The following is a 17,049-nucleotide window of genomic DNA, read 5'->3' as shown; positions in this document are numbered from 1 at the left end:
TGCGACAATGGCGGCATGCATTCGCCCGACTCCGCGCAACCGCCGCGCCTGCGCCATCGTCTGCGCCCGCTGATCTCGCAGGAGAGCTGGAAGCAGCGCGCCGTGCTGTGGGGCGGCGCAGTAGCGGTGGCCCTGGTCTCCATCGTCTTCGCCAAGGCCAGCGACGCCGCCTTCCACGTGTTCCAGCGCATCACCGCACATTCGCCATGGTGGGCGCTGCTGCTGACCCCGAGCGTGTTCGCCCTGCTGGCCTGGCTGACCAACGGCGCGCTGCGCCCCACCCGCGGCAGCGGCATCCCGCAGGTGATCGCCGCGCTGGAACGTCCCGACGACGGCTTCCGCCAGGCCAACCTGTCGCTGCGCGTGTCCGCGGGCAAGCTGATGCTGACCACCTTGGCGCTGTTCGGCGGCGCCTCGATCGGCCGCGAAGGCCCCACCGTGCACGTCGGCGCCAGCCTGATGTACGTGTTCGGGCGCTGGTTCGGCTTTCGCGATGCGCGCCAGGCCAGCCATTTCCTGCTGGCCGGCGGCGCCGCCGGCATTGCCGCGGCGTTCAACACGCCGCTGGCCGGCGTGGTGTTCGCCATCGAGGAACTGAGCGGACGCTTCGAGCACCACTTCTCCGGCACATTGCTGACTGCGGTGATCGTCGGCGGCGTGATTTCGCTGGGCCTGCTCGGCGACTACACCTACTTCGGCCGGGTCGCCACCGCCGGCCTGCCGCTGGGCAAGGCGTGGCTGGCGATCCTGCTGTGCGGCGTGGTCGCCGGCCTGCTCGGCGGCGCCTTCGCGCGCATGGTGCTGCTCACCGTCGCCGGCAAGCCGCGCTGGCTGGGCGAGCTGCGCCGGCGCCAGCCGGTGCTGCTGGCCGCGCTGTGCGGCCTGGCGCTGGTGCTGCTGGGCCTGATCTTCGGCGCCGGCGCGTTCGGCACCGGCTACGAGCAGGCGCGCAGCCTGGTGCAGGGGCACGCCAGCGTCGGCCACGAATTCGGCCTGATGAAGCTGCTGGCGAACCTGGTGTCCTACGTGGCCGGCATCCCCGGCGGCCTGTTCTCGCCGGCCCTGGCGGTCGGCGCCGGGCTCGGCCACAACCTGGCCGTGCTGATGCCGGGCGTGGACCCGCGCATCTTCGTGCTGCTGGGCATGTGCGCCTATCTCACCGGGGTGACCCAGGCGCCGCTGACCTCGGCGGTGATCTCGCTGGAACTCACCGACAGCAGCGACATGCTGCTGCCGATCCTGGCGACGGTGCTGATCGCCCGCGGCGCTTCGGCGCTGGTCTGCCGCACGCCGATCTACCGCGGCCTGGCCGAACTGTTGCTGGTGGCGCCACCGCCGGCGCCCACGCCGCCCGCGGAAGAGGAAACGCCGACCTCGCTGGTGGCCGACCTGGCCGGCAGCGACCACGACGACCGCGACGACGGCCCGACCGCGCCACGCCCGCACTGATTGGCGGCGCGTGCCAGGCGCTGGTGCGATCGGAACGCGCGCCACTGCTGCCCGCTTCCGACGCAAGACCGCCGCCTGCCGCCTGGCAGCGACGGCCAACGTAAAAACAGACAGACATAAAAAAACGCGGCGCAAGCGCCGCGTTCTTCGTCGCACCCGGTGGCTGGATCAACCAGCCTTGGCGACCGTCTTCTTGGCCACGGCCTTCTTCACCGCCGGCGCCTTGACCACCGACTTCTTCGCGGCCGGCGATGCAGCGCCCACGGCCACCTTGCTCACGCTGTGCGAGCGCGAATTGCCGTAGCTGGCGTTGTAGCGCTTGCCCTTGGCGGTCTTGCGGTCACCCTTACCCATGCTCATCGACTCCTGAATGTGTTTGCGAAAACCCCCGCGAGATGCACGGGGTTTGGCGAGGCCAACGCGGTCAGCGCCCTCGCGCAAGGGCGGCAAGCCTACCACGTGCGCTCAATGGGCGCAGCTTGCGTCGTGCACGTGGCCGTGGTTCAAGCGCAGGTTGAGCAGGTGCGCCAGGCCGACCAGGGTGCCGCCGAAGGTCATGATCGCCGCGTGCGGCGCCACCGCATGATGCAGCGCCGGCACCAGCAGCCCGGCCCATAGGGCCAGCAGGCCGAGGATGAGCAATCCCAGCGCCTGCCACACGCGGTGCCGGCGATACCCGAGCACCAGACTGAACAGGCCCAGGCAGGTCACGAACAGGACCAGGGTGCGCTCCACGCCCTCGCCCAGCCACATCGCCAGACCCAGCGACGGCAGCACCGCCAGCGCCAGCGGCAACACCGCGCAATGCACCGCGCACAGCAGCGAACCGGTGGCGCCGAGGCGGTCGAGCGCGGCGCGCAGATCGAACGATGAGGACATGACGGTCGGCACGGGTTGAAAGTGTTACGGAATAATATAACATTCGGCCGCCGGCGACCAGCGCGTCCCGCGCCCCTTCCCCGACCGTCCACCGCCGCTGTGCGGTGCCGGCAGCGCGCACGTCGCCCCCGACTGTCCCTCCTGATGGAATGCCCATGCCCTCTCCCCGTCCCGTCCTGCTCCGCCGTTCTGCCCTGTCCCTGGCCCTGCTTGGCCTGCTGAGCCCGTCGCTTGCCCTGGCCGCCGACCCGACCACCACGACGACCGCGACCGACGCCACGCCGCCGGCCAGCGACAGCCGCCACGGCGCAGGCCACAGGCAGGACCGGCACGTGAAGGACATGGACCAGGTGGTGGTCACCGCCAGCCCGCTGCGCGATGCCGCCGGTGCGTTGAGCCAGCCGGTGGACGTGCTGGCCGGCGAGCGCCTGGACGAGAACCGCGGCGCCAGCATCGGCGAAACCGTGGCCAGCCTGCCGGGCGTGCAGAGCTCCAACTTCGGCCCCGGCGTGGGCCGGCCGATCATCCGCGGCCTCGACGGCCCGCGCGTGGCGGTGCTCAACGACGGCCTGTCCTCGCAGGACGTGTCCACGGTCAGCCAGGATCATTCGCCTGCCGTTGAGCCGTTCCTGGCCGACCAGATCGAAGTGCTGAAGGGCCCGTCCACCCTGCTGTACGGCTCCGGCGCCATCGGCGGCGTGGTCAACGTGGTCGACGGGCGCATCGCCGAGACCCCGGTCGACGGCGTGCACGGTCGTGCCGAAGCGCGCTGGGAAGGCGGCGACAAGAGCGGCAACACCGACATGTTCCGCGTCGATGCCGGCAACGGCAGCGGCCTGTCGATCCATGCCGACGGCGTGTACCGCAACCTGAAGGACTACGACACGCCGCAGGGCCCGCAGCTCAACTCGTTCGTCAAGTCCAAGGTCGGCTCGATCGGCAGTTCGCTGGCCGGCGACTGGGGCTTCGTCGGCGTGTCGATCTCGCGCTTCCGCGACAACTACGGCAACCCCGGCGAGCCCGGCGATCCGGCCGCCGGCGAGCGCGGCGTGTCGCTGCAGCTGCACCAGGACCGTTTCGAGCTCAAGGGTGCGCTGAACGACCCGTGGGGCGACGGCAGCGCACTGCGCTACAGCTTCGGCCACACCGCCTACACCCACACCGAGTTCGAAGGCGCGGAAGTGGGCACCAAGTTCGACAAGCGCGCCAACGAAGGCCGCGTGGAGGCCTCCTTCGGCCTGGGCGGCGGCTGGCAGACCGCGGTCGGCGTGCAGGGCAGCGACTCGACCTTCCAGGCCACCGGCGAAGAAGCCTTCGTGCCGAAGACCGACACCCGCGCCATCGGCGTGTTCGCGCTGGCGCGCAACACCTGGGACCGCGTGCAGGCCGAGGTCGGCGCGCGCGTGGACAGGACCAAGTACGAGACCGACACCGGCGTGGACCGCGATTTCACTCCGAAGAGCCTGTCGCTGAGCGGCGGCTTCCGCTTCAACGAACAGTGGCGCCTGACCGCCAACCTCGACCACGCCGAGCGCGCCCCGGCCGAAGAAGAACTGTTCGCCAACGGTCCGCACATCGCCACCCTCGCCTACGAGATCGGCAACCCCGACCTGAAGACCGAGAAGGCCAACCAGGCCGAACTGGGCCTGATCTTCAAGAACGACTGGGTCGACGCCAAGGTGGCCGGCTACTACAACCGCTACGACGACTTCATCTACATCGTCGACACCGGCGGCCAGTGGTTCCACGAGGAAGACAACGATTTCCTGCCGATCCGCCAGTGGACCCAGGCCGATGCGGTGTTCCATGGTTTCGAGGGCGAGGCTACCTTCCACCTGGCCGACAACGACAGCGGCGCCTGGGACCTGCGCGTGTTCGGCGACACCGTGCGCGCACGCCTGAAGGACGGCGGCAACCTGCCGCGCATCGCGCCGGCGCGCTACGGCGCGCAGCTGCGCTGGGACGCGAGCAACTGGCGCGCCGCGCTGGGCGCCACCCGCTACCAGAAGCAGGACAAGGTGGCGGTCAACGAGACGCCCACCGCCGGCTACACCCTGGTCGATGCGCATCTGGCCTATCACGTCGATGCCGGCAGCACCGCCTGGGAAGTGTTCCTGGACGGCAACAACCTGACCAATCAGGATGCGCGCGTGCATACCTCGTTCCTCAAGGACGACGTCATGCTGCCCGGCCGCAGCGCCTCGTTCGGCGTACGCCTGTTCTTCTGATCGGGCAGGTTCGCTGCAGCGTGACGAGGCCGCCTTCGGGCGGCCTCTTTTTTTTCGCTAATGCGGCGCGCTGCGCGAGAACATGTTGATCACCACCACGCCGGCGACGATCAGCGCCATGCCGACGATCGCCGGCGGGTCCAGCGCCTGGCCGAACCGCCACCACGCCAGCAGCGAGATCAACACGATGCCGATGCCCGACCAGAGCGCATAGGGCACGCCCACCGGCACGCTGCGCAGGGTCAGCGACAGCAGATAGAAGGCGATGCCATAGCCGCACAGCGACAGCAGCGTCGGCCACAGCCGGGTGAAGCCCTCGCTGGCCTTCAGCGCCGAGGTCGCGACCACCTCGGCGAGGATGGCCACCAGCAGGAACAGCCAGTTCTTCATTGCAGGACACTCCTGGACGCGCAGCGCGTCACGATAGCAAGCGGCGCGTGGCGACGATGGCGACGGCCATCGCCCCGGATGCACGCTGCGCAGGAGCGGCGCGTTGTGCCCTTCTGGAAATCGACCGCGATCGGCGTTCCGCGATCGTTTCTGGCACGGCTGCGCCTTTCCTGCGACCCCACGCATGACCACACGCATGACCAACCGAAGCGACGCCGCCCTGCGCAGCGCACGCCGTAGGTTGCGGTGCGATGTCGACCTGCCTGGGCAACCTGTCACGCAAACGCGGCCGGTACCGCGCTGCACAACGCTCCGCTCGCCCGACGGCGTTACAAAGGGCGCCGCGCGTCGCCCCCTGCTTCGCGCCGTACCGGCCGATGCGACGCGGCCGCGCGCTGCACGCGCGTGCCGCATCCCGGCCGATCGTTCCGAATGAAGAAAGGAGAGATTCTTCATGCATCTTGCGCCGCTTCGCCATCTGCTGCCCCTGTCCATCGCCGCCGTCCTGCTCGCGCCCCCCGCGTTGGCGCAGACCGCCGACGCACCCACCGCGCCGGCAACGCAACCCGACGCCACCACCCTGGATACCGTGGTCGTCAGCGGCACTGCACGCTTCAGCGGCCTGCGCAAGCGCGACGCCAGCTTCTCGATCACCACCGCCACACCCGAACAGATCCAGCAGGCGGTGCCGCAGAGCAGCGCCGACCTGCTGAAGATCGTGCCGGGCGTGTGGGCCGAACCCAGCGGCGGCGGCACCGGCGCCAACATCTTCGTGCGTGGCATGCCGTCGGAAGGCGATGCGCCATTCGTCACCTTCCAGCTCGATGGCGCGCCGCTGTTCCCGCCGCCGACCCTGTCGTTCCTGGAAAACTCCACGCTGTTCCGCACCGACGACACCATCGAACGCATGGAGGTGCTGCGCGGCGGTTCCAGCCCGATCTTCTCCAACGGCCAGGCCGGCATCACCGTCAACTTCATCCAGAAGAAGGGCCAGGACGAGCCGGAAGGCAGCGTACGCCTCACCGGCGGCAGCGATGCACTGCGCCGCATCGATCTGTTCGACAGCGGGCCGATGGGCAACGGCTGGTACTACAGCGTCGGCGGCTTCTTCCGCGAGACCGACGGCGTGCGCGACCCGCAGTTCCCCGCCGACAAGGGCGGCCAGTTCAGCGCGACCCTGAGCAAGCGCTGGGACAGCGGCGAACTGTCGTTCTATGCGCGCCATACCGACGACAACAACGCCTTCTACACCGCGATCCCGTTGCTGTCGCGCAACAACGGCAACGACCTGTCCAGCTTCCCCGGCCTCAATGCGCAGCGCGGCACGCTGCTGAGCGACGACTTCCGCAACGTCACCCTGCCGGTCGGCCCGAATGGCCAGACCATCCAGCGCGATCTGGGCGACGGCCGCGGCGTCAACATCGACGTGTTCGGCGGCGAACTGAACTGGGAGGTGGGCGACTGGACCGTCGCCGACCGTTTCAACGTCATGGGCGGCACCGCACCGACCTACGCGCTGTTCACCGGCAACGCGCCGCAGCGGCTGGGCGACTTCATCGCCGGCTACGGCAGCACCGGCAGCGCGCGCTACACCAACGGCGGCGGCGCGGTCGATCCGGACCAACAAGTGCTGGAAGCCGGCTGGTGGTCGGTGGACAAGCGCCTGAACTCCTTCACCAACGATCTGCGCCTGAGCCGCGCGCTGTTCGCCGGCAACACGCTCACCGTGGGCAGCTACTACGCCAGGTACACCTCCAACGACACCTGGTACCTCGGCAACACCATGCTGCTGACCGCGCAGAACCATGCGCGGCGCATCGACGTGACCCTGGACGACGGCCGCCAGCCGACGCGCGACGGCTTCACCAGCACCGCCTTCCTGGCGCTGCGCGCGCATTACGAGGGCGAGAACGCCGCGGTGTTCGTCGCCGACGAATGGGAACTGGACGAGCGCCTGCGCCTGGACCTGGGCGTGCGCTACGAACGCCAGCACGTCACCGGCACCGTGCACGACACCGCCACCGTGGACCTGGACGGCAATCCGGCTACGCTCTACGACAATGCCACCTCGATCTCGCTGCCGAGCGCGCGACGCATCGACCAGGACGACAATGCGCTGTCGTGGACCGCCGGCCTGAACGTCAAGCTCGACGCGCACAACAGCGTGTTCGCGCGGGTCAATTCCGGGGTCAAGTTTCCCGGCTTCGACAATCTGCGCGACGGCCAGACCAAGGTGCAGGACATCCGGCAATACGAACTGGGATTGAAGTCCGGCGCGGCCAACTACGATCTGTACCTCACCGCGTTCTACAACACCTTCAAGAATTCGCCGTTCCAGGCTTTCCTGGCCAACGGCAGCAACTTCACCACGGTCGGCGATTCGCGTGCCTACGGCCTGGAGGTGGAAGGCGCGATCCGCCCGTTCGGCGGCTTCGAACTGGCCGGGACGGGGGTGTGGCTGGACGCGAAGTACCGCAATTACCGCGAATACACCGGCAACCAGGTCATGCGCCAGCCCAAGCGCCAGTTCCGGCTGACGCCGAGCTACTACTGGATGCTGCCGTTCGGCGACCTGCGCGTGTTCGCCACCTATTCCTACATCGGCGAACGCTACGCCGACCTGGCCAACAGCCAGCGCCTGCCGTCCTACGACATGCTCGACGTCGGTGCCAGCCTGCACAGCGGCGAGCACTGGGAGTTCACCGTCAGCGGCAGCAACGTGACCGACACGCTGGGCCTGACCGAAGGCAATGTACGCGTGCCCGGCGCGGCGACCGGCGGCGTGTTCATGGGCCGCCCGATCGCCGGCCGCCAGTATCAGGCGTCGGTGGCGTATCGCTGGTAGCGCCTGCCGCATCGCAGACGCACGCGACGCCATCGCTGCACTGGCGTCGCGTGGCGCCGACCATGACAGGCGCAATCGCGCGCCTGTCATGGCGGCGATGGCATCTGCACGAGCGCATGCACGCGCATGCCGAGCCAGTACGGCCACCCGTCCGTATCACTGCCTCGACACCCTCCCTTCGCGTTCTCTTCGCAGTCCCTTCGCGGTCCCGCCGCGATGCTCGCGCTCGGGTGCCGATGCGTGCCCGCACGTCGGCGTCGCGATGGCAGCGCCGCTACCCAGGTCGACTCGCTCCATGCTGCGCCACGGCGCGCGCGGTGGCGGTCCCCCAGGCAGGAGAGACCGATGCAGCATGAGCCCCACCGTACCGATGACGCGTCCGGCGCCGCCGACAGCGCGCGCGACACCCCGCTGAGCGAGGACGAAGCCGCGCTCGCGCGCCGGCTCGGCATCAACGGCCTCTCGCGCCGCGAATTCCTCGCCCTGCTCTCGGCCGCCGGCCTCAGCAGCGCGGGCGGACAGATCCTCTTCAGCGAGGCCGCATTTGCCGCACCGGCCGCCAAGGCCGCGCCACCGCAGAACGCCTTGCCCGTGGTCCTGGCGGTCAACGGTCAGCGCCATGCCCTGCAGCTGGATCCACGCACCACGCTGCTGGACGCGCTGCGCGAACATCTGGCACTGACCGGCACCAAGAAGGGCTGCGACCACGGCCAGTGCGGTGCCTGCACGGTGATCGTCGACGGCGAGCGCCGCCTCTCCTGCCTGACCCTGGCCGCACAGGCCGAAGACACGCAGATCACCACCATCGAGGGCCTGGCCGACGGCGAGCGACTGCACCCGATGCAGGCCGCGTTCGTGCAGCACGATGGGTTCCAGTGCGGCTACTGCACGCCTGGGCAGATCTGCTCGGCGGTGGCGCTGTTGAACGAGATCAAGCGAGGCGATGCCAGCCACGTCAGCGCCGACGTCAGCCGGCCGGTCACCGAACTCAGCGACGCCGAGGTGCGCGAGCGGATGAGCGGCAACATCTGCCGCTGCGGCGCCTACCCGAAGATCGTCGCCGCCATCCAGGACGTGCACAGCGGCGGCGCGCCGCGGCCGCTGACCTGGCGCTATGTCGACCAGTCCGAACTGACCGCCCTGAAGATGGCGAAGGAGGTGGCCGATGACGCCGTTTAAGTATCAGCGCGCGACCTCGCCGGAGGACGCGGTGCGCCGTGTCGCCGCCAACCCGAACGCACGCTTCCTCGGCGGCGGCACCAACCTGCTCGACCTGATGAAGGAAGGGGTGATCGGTGCCGACGAGATCGTCGACCTGACCCGGCTCAAGGGCCTGGCCGAGATCGCCGAAACCGCCGACGGCGGCCTGCGCCTGGGCGCGCTCGCCAACAACACGCAGACCGCCAACCATCCCTTGGTGCGCCAGCGCTATCCGCTGCTGAGCCAGGCGATCCTGGCCGGGGCCACGATGCAGTTGCGCAACATGGCCAGCAACGGCGGCAACCTGCTGCAGCGCACGCGCTGCGGCTACTTCTACGACACCGCCCTGCCCTGCAACAAGCGCAAACCCGGCAGCGGTTGCGGCGCGCGCGAGGGGCTCAACCGCACCCACGCGATCTTCGGCCACAGCGCACACTGCGTGGCCGTGCACCCGTCGGACATGTGCGTGGCGCTGGCCGCACTGGACGCGACGGTGCAGGTGCGTACGCCGGCCGGCACGCAGCGCGAGATCCCGTTCGCCGAATTCCACCTGCTGCCCGAGGCGCGCGCCGATGTCGACAACCAGCTCGCGCACGGCGAACTGATCGAGTCCATCACCCTGCCGGCGCAGAGCTTCGCCGCGCACAGCCACTATCTGAAGGTACGCGACCGGGCCAGCTACGCGTTCGCACTGATCTCGGTGGCCGCGGCACTGGCACTGGAACCGGACGGGCGCATCCGCGAGGCGCGCATCGCCATGGGCGGGGTGGCGCACAAACCCTGGCGCGCGCGTGCCGCCGAACGTGCGCTGGTCGGGCAGCGGGTCGGCGAGACCGCTTTCGCCGCCGCCGCGCAGGCCGAGATGGCCGCGGCGCGGCCGCTGGCGCACAACGCCTACAAGATCACGATGGGCACGCACGCGATGATCCGCGCCCTGCACCGCGCCAGCGGCAGCGACGCCGCATGAGCGGCCAACCGGAGAACCGGCAATGAACTATATCGGCAAGGAAATGCGCCGCGTCGACGGCTACGCCAAGGTCACCGGCAAGGCGCGCTATGCGGCGGAATTCCAGATCCCGCATCTGGTCCACGGCTACATCCTCACCAGCACCATCGCCAAGGGCCGCATCGTGCGCATCGACACCCGCGCCGCCGAAGCCGCGCCGGGCGTGATCAAGGTGCTGACCCATCTCAATGCGATCAAGCCGGTCTCCGACGCGGTCAAGAAGAAAGGCGAGGATCTGTCGTTCCGTGCCCTGGTCGACGACCGCATCCATTTCAATGCGCAGCCGATCGCCGTGGTGGTGGCCGCCACCTTCGAGCAGGCGCGGCATGCGTCGCGGCTGATCCAGGTGGAGTACGCCACCGAAGCCGCGCACACCGATTTCGACGCGCTGCTCGACCAGGCGCACGATCCGACCCCGGAAGACTCGCCGAAGCCGCGCGGCAATCCGGCGGCCGCGTTCGCCGCCGCACCCGTGAAACTGGAGGCCGCGTACACGATGCCGGTGGAGCACCATAATCCGATGGAGCCGCACGGCGGCATCGGCTACTGGATCGGCGACACCCTGACCGTGGTCAACAAGAGCCAGAACGTCTACCAGGACCGCGAACAGCTGGCCGGCTACTTCGGCATTCCGGTGGACAAGGTCAACGTGGTCTCGCTGTTCGTCGGCGGCGCGTTCGGCTCCTGCCTGCGCCCCAACTACTACACCTTCCTGCTCGGCGCGGTCTCCAAGGCGGTCGGCCTGCCGGTGAAGATCGTCTACACCCGGCGGCAGATGTTCAGCGGCCACGGGTACCGGCCTTACTACCGCGTGGAGCTGGGCCTGGGCGCCGATGCCGCGGGCACGCTGCAGGCGATCCGCTACCGGCACGTGCTCAACACCTCGCGCATCGAGGCGTTCAACGAGGCCTTCTTCCGCAACGCGCGCTCGCTGTACGCCTGCCCGAACGTGGAGGATCGCTTCGAGGTGGTGGAAACCGACCTGCCGACGCCGCAGGCGATGCGCGCGCCCGGCACCATCAGCCAGATGTTCGGCATCGAGTGCGCGATGGACGAACTGGCCTACGCGCTGAAGATGGATCCGCTGGAACTGCGCCTGGCCAACTACGCCGAGACCGATCCGGAGAGCGGCAAGCCGTTCTCGAGCAAGGCGCTGCGCGAATGCTACGCGCTCGCCGCCGAGACCTTCGGCTGGAGCAAGCGCACGCCCGAGCCGCGCTCCATGCGCGACGGCCGCCTGCTGGTCGGCTGGGGCATGGCTACCGGCACCTGGGCGTCGATGCAGATGCCGGCGCTGGCTCGGGTGGTGCTGAAGGCCGACGGCAGCGCCCGCGTCGGCAGTGCCACCTCCGACATCGGCCCCGGCACCTACACGGTGATGACCCTGATCGCCGCCGAGTATCTGGGCATCGACGCCAAGCGCGTGCAGTTCGAACTGGGCGACACGCGCCTGCCCAAGGCACCGGCGCAGGGCGGCTCGTGGACCACCGCCAGCGTCGGCAGCGCAATCCACGGCGCGGCGCGCGAGATCCGCGGCAAGCTGCTGGAACTGGCCAGGCAGGATGGGCAAGCCGCATTCAGCGGGCTGGATATGGATGCGGTGGAACTGGTCGATGGCCAGCTGCGTCCGACCGGCAAGCCCGAGGCCGGCCTGGACGTCGCCAAGCTGATGCGCCAGCACGGCCTGCAGGAGCTGGAGGTGGTGCACGAATCCAAGCCCTCGGCAGAGCGCAAGCAGTACGCCACCGCCGCACACGGCGCGCAATTCATCGAGGTCAAGGTCGATCCGGACACCGGCATGGTGCAGGTGACGCGGGTCATCGAAGCCACCGCCTGCGGCAAGATCATGAATCCGCTGACCTCGCACAGCCAGGAAATCGGCGGCGTGGTAATGGGCATCGGCATGGCGCTCAGCGAAGGCACCGAGATCGACCATCGCTACGGGCGCATGCTCAACGCCTCGCTGGCCGACTATCACGTGCCGGTCAACGCCGACGTGCACGAGATCCAGACCATGTTCGTCGAAGAGAACGACACCATCGTCAACCCGCTCGGGGTCAAGGGCATGGGCGAGCTGGGCATGGTCGGCATCCCGGCGGCGATCGCCAACGCCGTGTTCCACGCCACCGGCAAGCGCATCCGCGACCTGCCGATCACCCCGGACAAGCTGATCGGCTGAGCACGAGCGCCGCTTGCTGCGCCGTTCGCCCTAGCCCTCGTGAGAGCGGCTTCAGCCGCGACAGACGTTACCCATAGCGCCTGTCGCGGCTGAAGCCGCTCCTGCGACATCGCTTCCGTAGTCATCAGAAGTGGCATTCCGTTGCAAAGAGCAAAGTAGGACGCCATCCGACGTCGCCCGTTGTCTGACGGAAGCCTTCGCTGCATCTATCGCATCCCGCAGCAAGTCCTGCAGGAACCATCGCTACGTCGCGCCCTGCGGCGACCGCTACGGATCCAGCCACCCTTTCGCCACCGCCGCCTGTACATCCTCCGGCGTGTCCAGGTCCAGCGCCAATGCCGGCGCGACGATGCAACCGAGGCTATCCGGTGCCAGCGTCGCGAACAGCCTGCGCAAGCCCTGGTCGCCGCCCAATGGCAGCGCGCGCCAGCGCTGCTGCGCCACCACCGCGGGCATGCCACGCACACCGGCGTAGGCGCTCACCGCGCAACCGGACGCCGCCCGTGAGGCCGCCGCCAGCAGATCCAGCAGATGCGCCGCTGCCAACGCCGGCTGGTCGCAACCGAGCACCAGGCTGTGGGTGATCGCGGCATCGTCGCCTACCGCCGCACGCAGGCAGTCCAGGCTGCCGCCCATGCCGGTGGACCAGTCCGGATTGCGCACGCATTCCACCGGCAATCCCTCCAGCAACGGGCGCAGCGCCTCGGCCTGCGCACCCAGCACCACCACGCAACGCGCCGGCGCCGTGGACAGCGCCAGGCGCACGACCTTGCGCAGCAGCGGCTCGCCGTCGCTGGTCAGCGTCTGCTTGGGACGGCCGAGGCGGCGGCTGCCACCCGCGGCCAGGATCAGCGCCGCGTGCGCCTGCGCCATCACCTGGCACCTTCGGCCAGCAATCGCGGCGCTGCCGTCAGCGCATCGCGGTGCGATCGCCGCGGCCTGTCGCTCGCCTGCGCGACCGTACTCAGCCGCGGCGGCGCCGCCCGGCTGGCCTGCAACTGCGCGGCGATGCTCAGCGCGATCGCTTCTGCGCCATTGCCTCCCAGGCGCAGCCCGATCGGCGAATGCAGGCGCGGCGACACCTGCGCGCGTTGCGTCGGGCTCAGCAAACGGAACAGGTCCTCGCGCCGCCGCACCGGTCCCAGCAGGCCGAGGAACGGGATCGCGCTGCCGGCCAGCGCGTCCAGCGCTTCACGATCCAGTTCGAAATTGTGGTGCATCACCAGTGCCGCATCGCTGCCGTCACAGTCGGCCATTGCGCGGGTCGGCGTACCTGCCAGGGCGCGGTCGGCCAGCGCCGCCAACGCAGACCAGCGCGGCCGCTGCTCGACCAGGGTCGTCATCCAGCCCAATTGACGCAGCAGCGGCAGCAACACGGTGGTTTCCGGGCCGGCACCGAAGACGCTGACCCTCGGCGGCGGCGGCACCTTCACTTCGCCGGCGCGCGGCGGCGCCGCAGACAGCGTGTGCCAAGCCAGGCACCACCGCGACGCCTGCTCGGCCACGCTGGCGGCGATGCGACCGTCGGCCTCCAGCGCCAGGGTCAAGCCACCGCGCCCCTGCAGCCAGGCCTGGGCCAGCCCGTCGAAGCCCGGCAAGGCGAGCAGCGGCAGCAAGGCCAGGTGCAGGCGGCCCCGGCAACCGGCTGACGAACCCGACAGCAGGTCTTCGTCCTCGCGCGTATCGATCTCCATCCACACCGGCATGCCGGCGACGGCGGCCTCCGCGGCGCAGCGCGCGATCTCCGGCTCCAGGCACCCGCCGCTGAGCCAACCCTGCTGCGCACCATCGGGGCCGAACAAGGCCATCGCCCCGGCATGCGCGTAGGTGGAGCCTTCGCGGGCCATCGCCACGGCCAGGACCGCGGGTGTGCCTCGGCGGCAGGCGTCGATTGCAGCATGGAGACAGTGTCGGGCAGCGGACATGCGGCGGCACAGGCAACGTGGGAAACCCGAGCCTAAGCGGCAGCCTGTGGTCGCGAGGTGACCCTGGCCGCCGCGTGTGGGCGTCGGTTCGCGGCAACAGCGGTACGTTTGGGAGGAAACCGACGTAGGCATGCGATCGGGAATGCGCGGCATCCTGCCGAGGTCCGGCGCTGCGCCGCGGATGCCCTTGGCGCGAGTTGCACCGCCGCAAGCCATACCCCTGCGGCGGCAGCACCCGGCTACAGCAGATGGAAGCGTTCGAACCGCTGCAACGCCGCGTCGATCCTCGCCTGCAGCGCCGGTCGCCGCGGTTCCAGCCAGGTCCATTGCTGGATCAGCAGGCGGCCGGCGCGACGGTCCATCTTCAGGTCGAGCGCGGCGACGATACGGTCGCCGACCAGCACCGGCAGTGCGAAGTAGCCCAGCACCCGTTGCGGCGCCGGCACGTAGGCCTCGAAGCGATGGAGGTAGCCGAAGAACTGCTGCAACCGTTTGCGCTGGATCACCAGCGGATCGAATGGCGACAGCAACTGCGCCCGCGTCGGATCCGGCGGCGGCGGCGTGCTGTCCAGCAGCTCCGGCTCGGCCCACAGGGCCACGCCTTCCTGGCCCTGCAGATGCACCGGGATCAGGCGCTTGCGCGCCACTTCCGCGGCGATCAACGCTCGCACCGCCGGTTTGGCGGCGGTCTCGCCATAACAGATCGACTCCACGCCGACGATGCCCTGCGCGCGCAGCGCACGCTGCAGCAGGTAACGCGCATATTGTGCGTCGCCGACCGCACGCGGTCGCTGCCGCCAGTTGAAATGCCGCGTGGCCAATTCGTACGTCTTGAGCATGCCGCTGCGCTGGCTGACCACCAGGTCGCCGCTGAAGAAACCGTACTGCAACGCGGCCCGCGACGGCTTGCGGCTGCCCCAGGGGTGGGTCTTCTCGACCAGCACCTCGTCGTCGATGTCGCGGATCGACAACGGCCCCTCGTTGCGGATGCGCCGCAACAACCGCGCATAGTCCTGCGCATCCACCGCGCCCCGGGCGTCGGCCTGTGCACGTCGGCGCGCCATCTGCGCCACATACATGCGGTAGTCGGCGACCGGCACGTAGGCCAAGGCATGGGTCCAGTACTCGAACAGCGACTTGTCCTGCGACTGCGCCCGTTCCAGATCCCGTTCGCGGTACTCGGGAATGCGCGTGTACAGCACGTGGTGGTGGCTGCGCGCGATCACGTGGATGGTGTCGATCTGCACATAGCCCAGGTGCGCGGTCGCCTGCCGCACCGCGTCGGCACCGCTGCCGAACGGTGCAGGCGTGGTCAGGCGCTGCGCATGCAGCCACAGCGCTCGCGCCCGGTCGGGCGCGAGCGGGACGGAAGCGACGGGAGTGCGCATCGGAACGACCTTCCTGGCAATGCGGTAGCGCCGATCAGAATAGCAACCCGGGACGCGCAACGCGGTTCTCAGGCACTCGCTACGGGGCTCCGCTTCGCCGTCGCTCCGATTTCCAGCGCGGCAACGCCGCACCGGAACGCGTGTAGCACGCTACCGCCACACGTCACGGCGGACAGGACGTACCCGCGTTGCGGTGACGGCAGGCACCGCCGACAGCTATTCAGCCAGGCTCAGATCAATCGGATGCCACGTCCCGCAGGCCTGCAACGTATCGCAATGCCGGCACGGAGATCAGCCCGCGCACTTCGCGCAAAGACCGTGCACTTCCAGGGTCTGCGCCTGCGGCTGGAAGCCCAGGGCCTTGGCGCGCTGCTCCAGCTGGCTGACCACGTCGCGGTCCTCCAGCTCCACCGCGCTGTGGCAGCGGTCGCAGATCAGGAACGGCACCGAGTGCTGGGCGCTGCTCGGGTGGTGGCAGGCGACGAAGGCGTTGACCGACTCGAGCTTGTGCACGAAGCCGTTGGCCATCAGGAAATCCAGCGCGCGGTACACCGTGGGCGGCGCGTCGGCACCCACGCCCTTGCCTTCGCGCACCCATTCCAGCAGGTCGTAGGCCTTGACCGGGCGCCCGGCCTCGGCGATCAGCCGCAGCACGTTGGCGCGGATCGGGGTCAGGCGCAGACCGCGCTCGCGACTCACCCGCTCCACCACCTTGACGAAGTCGGCAGCGTCGTGGACGTGGTGGTGCGGCTCGGTACAGGCGGTCTTCTTGCTGGACATGGCGGTCTCCCGGGAATCAGCTTCCCGCTGGGATCTTGATGAGCGCGGCGTCGATGCGTTTCAAGGCCTCCTCGCGACCGGCCAGGTACACGGTCTGCGAGATGTCCGGGCTGACCTGGGTGCCGGTGATGGCCACGCGCAGTGGCTGCGCCACCTTGCCCATGCCGATCTCCAGGGCGGCGGCGGTGTCGTGCAGCGCGGCGGCGACGCCGTCCAGGTTCCACTGCGGCAGTGCGGCCAGCAGCTCGCGGGCCTTGCCCAGCGCCAGTTCGGCGCCCGGCTTGAAATGCTTGGCCACCGCTGCGTCGTCGTAGCGGGTCAGCGGGCGATACCAGACCTCGGCCTTCTCGGCCATTTCCTTCAGCGTCTGCACGCGCTCGCGCAACGCCACCACCACCTCGGCCGCGGCCGGGCCGGTGGCCGGGTCGATGCCGAGCTTGCGCAACTGGAACTCCAGCTGCGGCGCGATCGTCGCCGGGTCGTCGCTCTTGAGGTAGTGCTGGTTGACCCAGCCGAGCTTGGCCATGTCCAGGCGCGCGGCCTTGGAATTGACGTCCTTGACGTCGAACAGGTCGATCAGCTCCTGGCGCCCGAACAGCTCCTGGTCGCCGTGCGACCAGCCCAGCCGCGCCAGGTAGTTGATCAGCGCGTGCGGCAGGTAGCCGGCGTCCTTGTACTGCATCACGTCGGCCGCGCCGGTGCGCTTGGACAGCTTGGCGCCCTGCTCGTCCAGGATCATCGGCATGTGCGCGAACTTCGGCACCGGCGCGGCCGACGTGA

At 69.3% G+C, this 17,049-nt stretch carries 14 protein-coding genes; 6 read left to right on the top strand and 8 right to left on the bottom strand.

From position 1 onward, the window contains the following. Window positions 1-15: 15 nt before the first annotated feature. Entirely contained in the window at window positions 16-1,449 is a 1,434-nt protein-coding gene (locus CEK66_RS12045) for a chloride channel protein (RefSeq protein ID WP_152237075.1), read from the top strand. 168 nt (window positions 1,450-1,617) lie between these two features. On the opposite strand, the gene CEK66_RS12040 is transcribed toward CEK66_RS12045, so the two are convergent. Both CEK66_RS12040 and CEK66_RS12035 read right to left on the bottom strand, forming a co-directional pair. After that, window positions 1,618-1,803, bottom strand: coding sequence for a 30S ribosomal protein THX (locus tag CEK66_RS12040; protein WP_017911843.1), 186 nt, complete (start codon window positions 1,801-1,803; stop codon window positions 1,618-1,620). Between the two features lie 111 nt (window positions 1,804-1,914). After that, window positions 1,915-2,328: a MerC domain-containing protein gene (locus CEK66_RS12035; RefSeq protein WP_017907253.1), complete on the bottom strand. Its 414-nt coding sequence runs from the start codon at window positions 2,326-2,328 to the stop codon at window positions 1,915-1,917. A gap of 155 nt (window positions 2,329-2,483) precedes the next feature. Here CEK66_RS12035 and CEK66_RS12030 point away from each other — a divergent pair, with 155 nt between their 5' ends. After that, window positions 2,484-4,556 carry a TonB-dependent receptor gene (locus CEK66_RS12030; RefSeq protein WP_152237074.1) on the top strand — a complete coding sequence of 691 codons (2,073 nt, stop codon included), beginning with the start codon at window positions 2,484-2,486 and terminating at the stop codon, window positions 4,554-4,556. 57 nt (window positions 4,557-4,613) lie between these two features. On the opposite strand, the gene CEK66_RS12025 is transcribed toward CEK66_RS12030, so the two are convergent. Beyond that, complete coding sequence (locus CEK66_RS12025) at window positions 4,614-4,946, bottom strand: SMR family transporter (protein ID WP_152237073.1); 333 nt, start codon at window positions 4,944-4,946, stop codon at window positions 4,614-4,616. A gap of 454 nt (window positions 4,947-5,400) precedes the next feature. On the opposite strand from CEK66_RS12025, the gene CEK66_RS12020 reads away from it, so the two are divergent. The 4 genes from CEK66_RS12020 (at window position 5,401) to CEK66_RS12005 (ending at window position 12,176) form a co-directional block, all read left to right on the top strand. Further along, window positions 5,401-7,791 carry a TonB-dependent receptor gene (locus CEK66_RS12020; RefSeq protein ID WP_152237072.1) on the top strand — a complete coding sequence of 797 codons (2,391 nt, stop codon included), beginning with the start codon at window positions 5,401-5,403 and terminating at the stop codon, window positions 7,789-7,791. Window positions 7,792-8,136: 345 nt separating this feature from the next. After that, window positions 8,137-8,970, top strand: a complete 834-nt coding sequence (locus tag CEK66_RS12015) for a 2Fe-2S iron-sulfur cluster-binding protein (protein ID WP_152237071.1) — start codon at window positions 8,137-8,139, stop codon at window positions 8,968-8,970. Then, a complete protein-coding gene (locus CEK66_RS12010; protein ID WP_152237070.1) occupies window positions 8,957-9,958 on the top strand; it encodes a xanthine dehydrogenase family protein subunit M in 1,002 nt (333 codons plus the stop codon). The genes CEK66_RS12015 and CEK66_RS12010 overlap by 14 nt, the downstream gene beginning before the upstream one ends. Before the next feature lie 22 nt (window positions 9,959-9,980). Beyond that, window positions 9,981-12,176 carry a xanthine dehydrogenase family protein molybdopterin-binding subunit gene (locus CEK66_RS12005; RefSeq protein ID WP_152237069.1) on the top strand — a complete coding sequence of 732 codons (2,196 nt, stop codon included), beginning with the start codon at window positions 9,981-9,983 and terminating at the stop codon, window positions 12,174-12,176. 267 nt (window positions 12,177-12,443) lie between these two features. Here CEK66_RS12005 and CEK66_RS12000 read toward each other — a convergent pair whose 3' ends face one another. From CEK66_RS12000 to CEK66_RS11980, 5 genes are all read right to left on the bottom strand, one after another. Further along, the gene (locus tag CEK66_RS12000; RefSeq protein WP_152237068.1) at window positions 12,444-13,049 is read right to left on the bottom strand and encodes a nucleotidyltransferase family protein; all 606 of its coding nucleotides are present in this window, start codon (window positions 13,047-13,049) and stop codon (window positions 12,444-12,446) included. Then, window positions 13,049-14,101 (bottom strand): XdhC/CoxI family protein, encoded by a 1,053-nt coding sequence (locus tag CEK66_RS11995; protein WP_152237067.1) that lies wholly within the window; start codon window positions 14,099-14,101, stop codon window positions 13,049-13,051. The genes CEK66_RS12000 and CEK66_RS11995 overlap by 1 nt, the downstream gene beginning before the upstream one ends. A 239-nt stretch (window positions 14,102-14,340) precedes the next feature. Then, the gene (locus CEK66_RS11990; protein ID WP_152237066.1) at window positions 14,341-15,489 is read right to left on the bottom strand and encodes a crosslink repair DNA glycosylase YcaQ family protein; all 1,149 of its coding nucleotides are present in this window, start codon (window positions 15,487-15,489) and stop codon (window positions 14,341-14,343) included. Window positions 15,490-15,780: 291 nt separating this feature from the next. Continuing rightward, entirely contained in the window at window positions 15,781-16,269 is a 489-nt protein-coding gene (locus tag CEK66_RS11985) for a transcriptional repressor (RefSeq protein ID WP_017907264.1), read from the bottom strand. Window positions 16,270-16,285: 16 nt separating this feature from the next. Next, window positions 16,286-17,049 (bottom strand): glutamate--tRNA ligase family protein (locus tag CEK66_RS11980; protein WP_255424700.1); only part of this gene is annotated, 764 nt, incomplete at its 5' end.

Source organism: Xanthomonas sp. LMG 12460, assembly GCF_009192895.1.
Taxonomy (GTDB): Bacteria; Pseudomonadota; Gammaproteobacteria; order Xanthomonadales; family Xanthomonadaceae; genus Xanthomonas_A; species Xanthomonas_A sontii.
Note: the sequence above shows the minus strand (reverse complement) of the source record. Positions and strands in the feature narration are given on the sequence as shown.

What these genes read in the sequence shown, in the direction of transcription:
- CEK66_RS12005 (WP_152237069.1), top strand. Translation starts at nt 9,981, where the DNA reads ATGAACTATATCGGCAAGGAAATGCGCCGCGTCGACGGCTACGCCAAG.
- CEK66_RS12025 (WP_152237073.1), bottom strand. Translation starts at nt 4,946, where the DNA reads ATGAAGAACTGGCTGTTCCTGCTGGTGGCCATCCTCGCCGAGGTGGTC.
- CEK66_RS12000 (WP_152237068.1), bottom strand. Translation starts at nt 13,049, where the DNA reads ATGGCGCAGGCGCACGCGGCGCTGATCCTGGCCGCGGGTGGCAGCCGC.
- CEK66_RS12045 (WP_152237075.1), top strand. Translation starts at nt 16, where the DNA reads ATGCATTCGCCCGACTCCGCGCAACCGCCGCGCCTGCGCCATCGTCTG.
- CEK66_RS11990 (WP_152237066.1), bottom strand. Translation starts at nt 15,489, where the DNA reads ATGCGCACTCCCGTCGCTTCCGTCCCGCTCGCGCCCGACCGGGCGCGA.
- CEK66_RS12010 (WP_152237070.1), top strand. Translation starts at nt 8,957, where the DNA reads ATGACGCCGTTTAAGTATCAGCGCGCGACCTCGCCGGAGGACGCGGTG.
- CEK66_RS12035 (WP_017907253.1), bottom strand. Translation starts at nt 2,328, where the DNA reads ATGTCCTCATCGTTCGATCTGCGCGCCGCGCTCGACCGCCTCGGCGCC.
- CEK66_RS12040 (WP_017911843.1), bottom strand. Translation starts at nt 1,803, where the DNA reads ATGGGTAAGGGTGACCGCAAGACCGCCAAGGGCAAGCGCTACAACGCC.
- CEK66_RS12020 (WP_152237072.1), top strand. Translation starts at nt 5,401, where the DNA reads ATGCATCTTGCGCCGCTTCGCCATCTGCTGCCCCTGTCCATCGCCGCC.
- CEK66_RS12015 (WP_152237071.1), top strand. Translation starts at nt 8,137, where the DNA reads ATGCAGCATGAGCCCCACCGTACCGATGACGCGTCCGGCGCCGCCGAC.
- CEK66_RS12030 (WP_152237074.1), top strand. Translation starts at nt 2,484, where the DNA reads ATGCCCTCTCCCCGTCCCGTCCTGCTCCGCCGTTCTGCCCTGTCCCTG.
- CEK66_RS11985 (WP_017907264.1), bottom strand. Translation starts at nt 16,269, where the DNA reads ATGTCCAGCAAGAAGACCGCCTGTACCGAGCCGCACCACCACGTCCAC.
- CEK66_RS11995 (WP_152237067.1), bottom strand. Translation starts at nt 14,101, where the DNA reads ATGTCCGCTGCCCGACACTGTCTCCATGCTGCAATCGACGCCTGCCGC.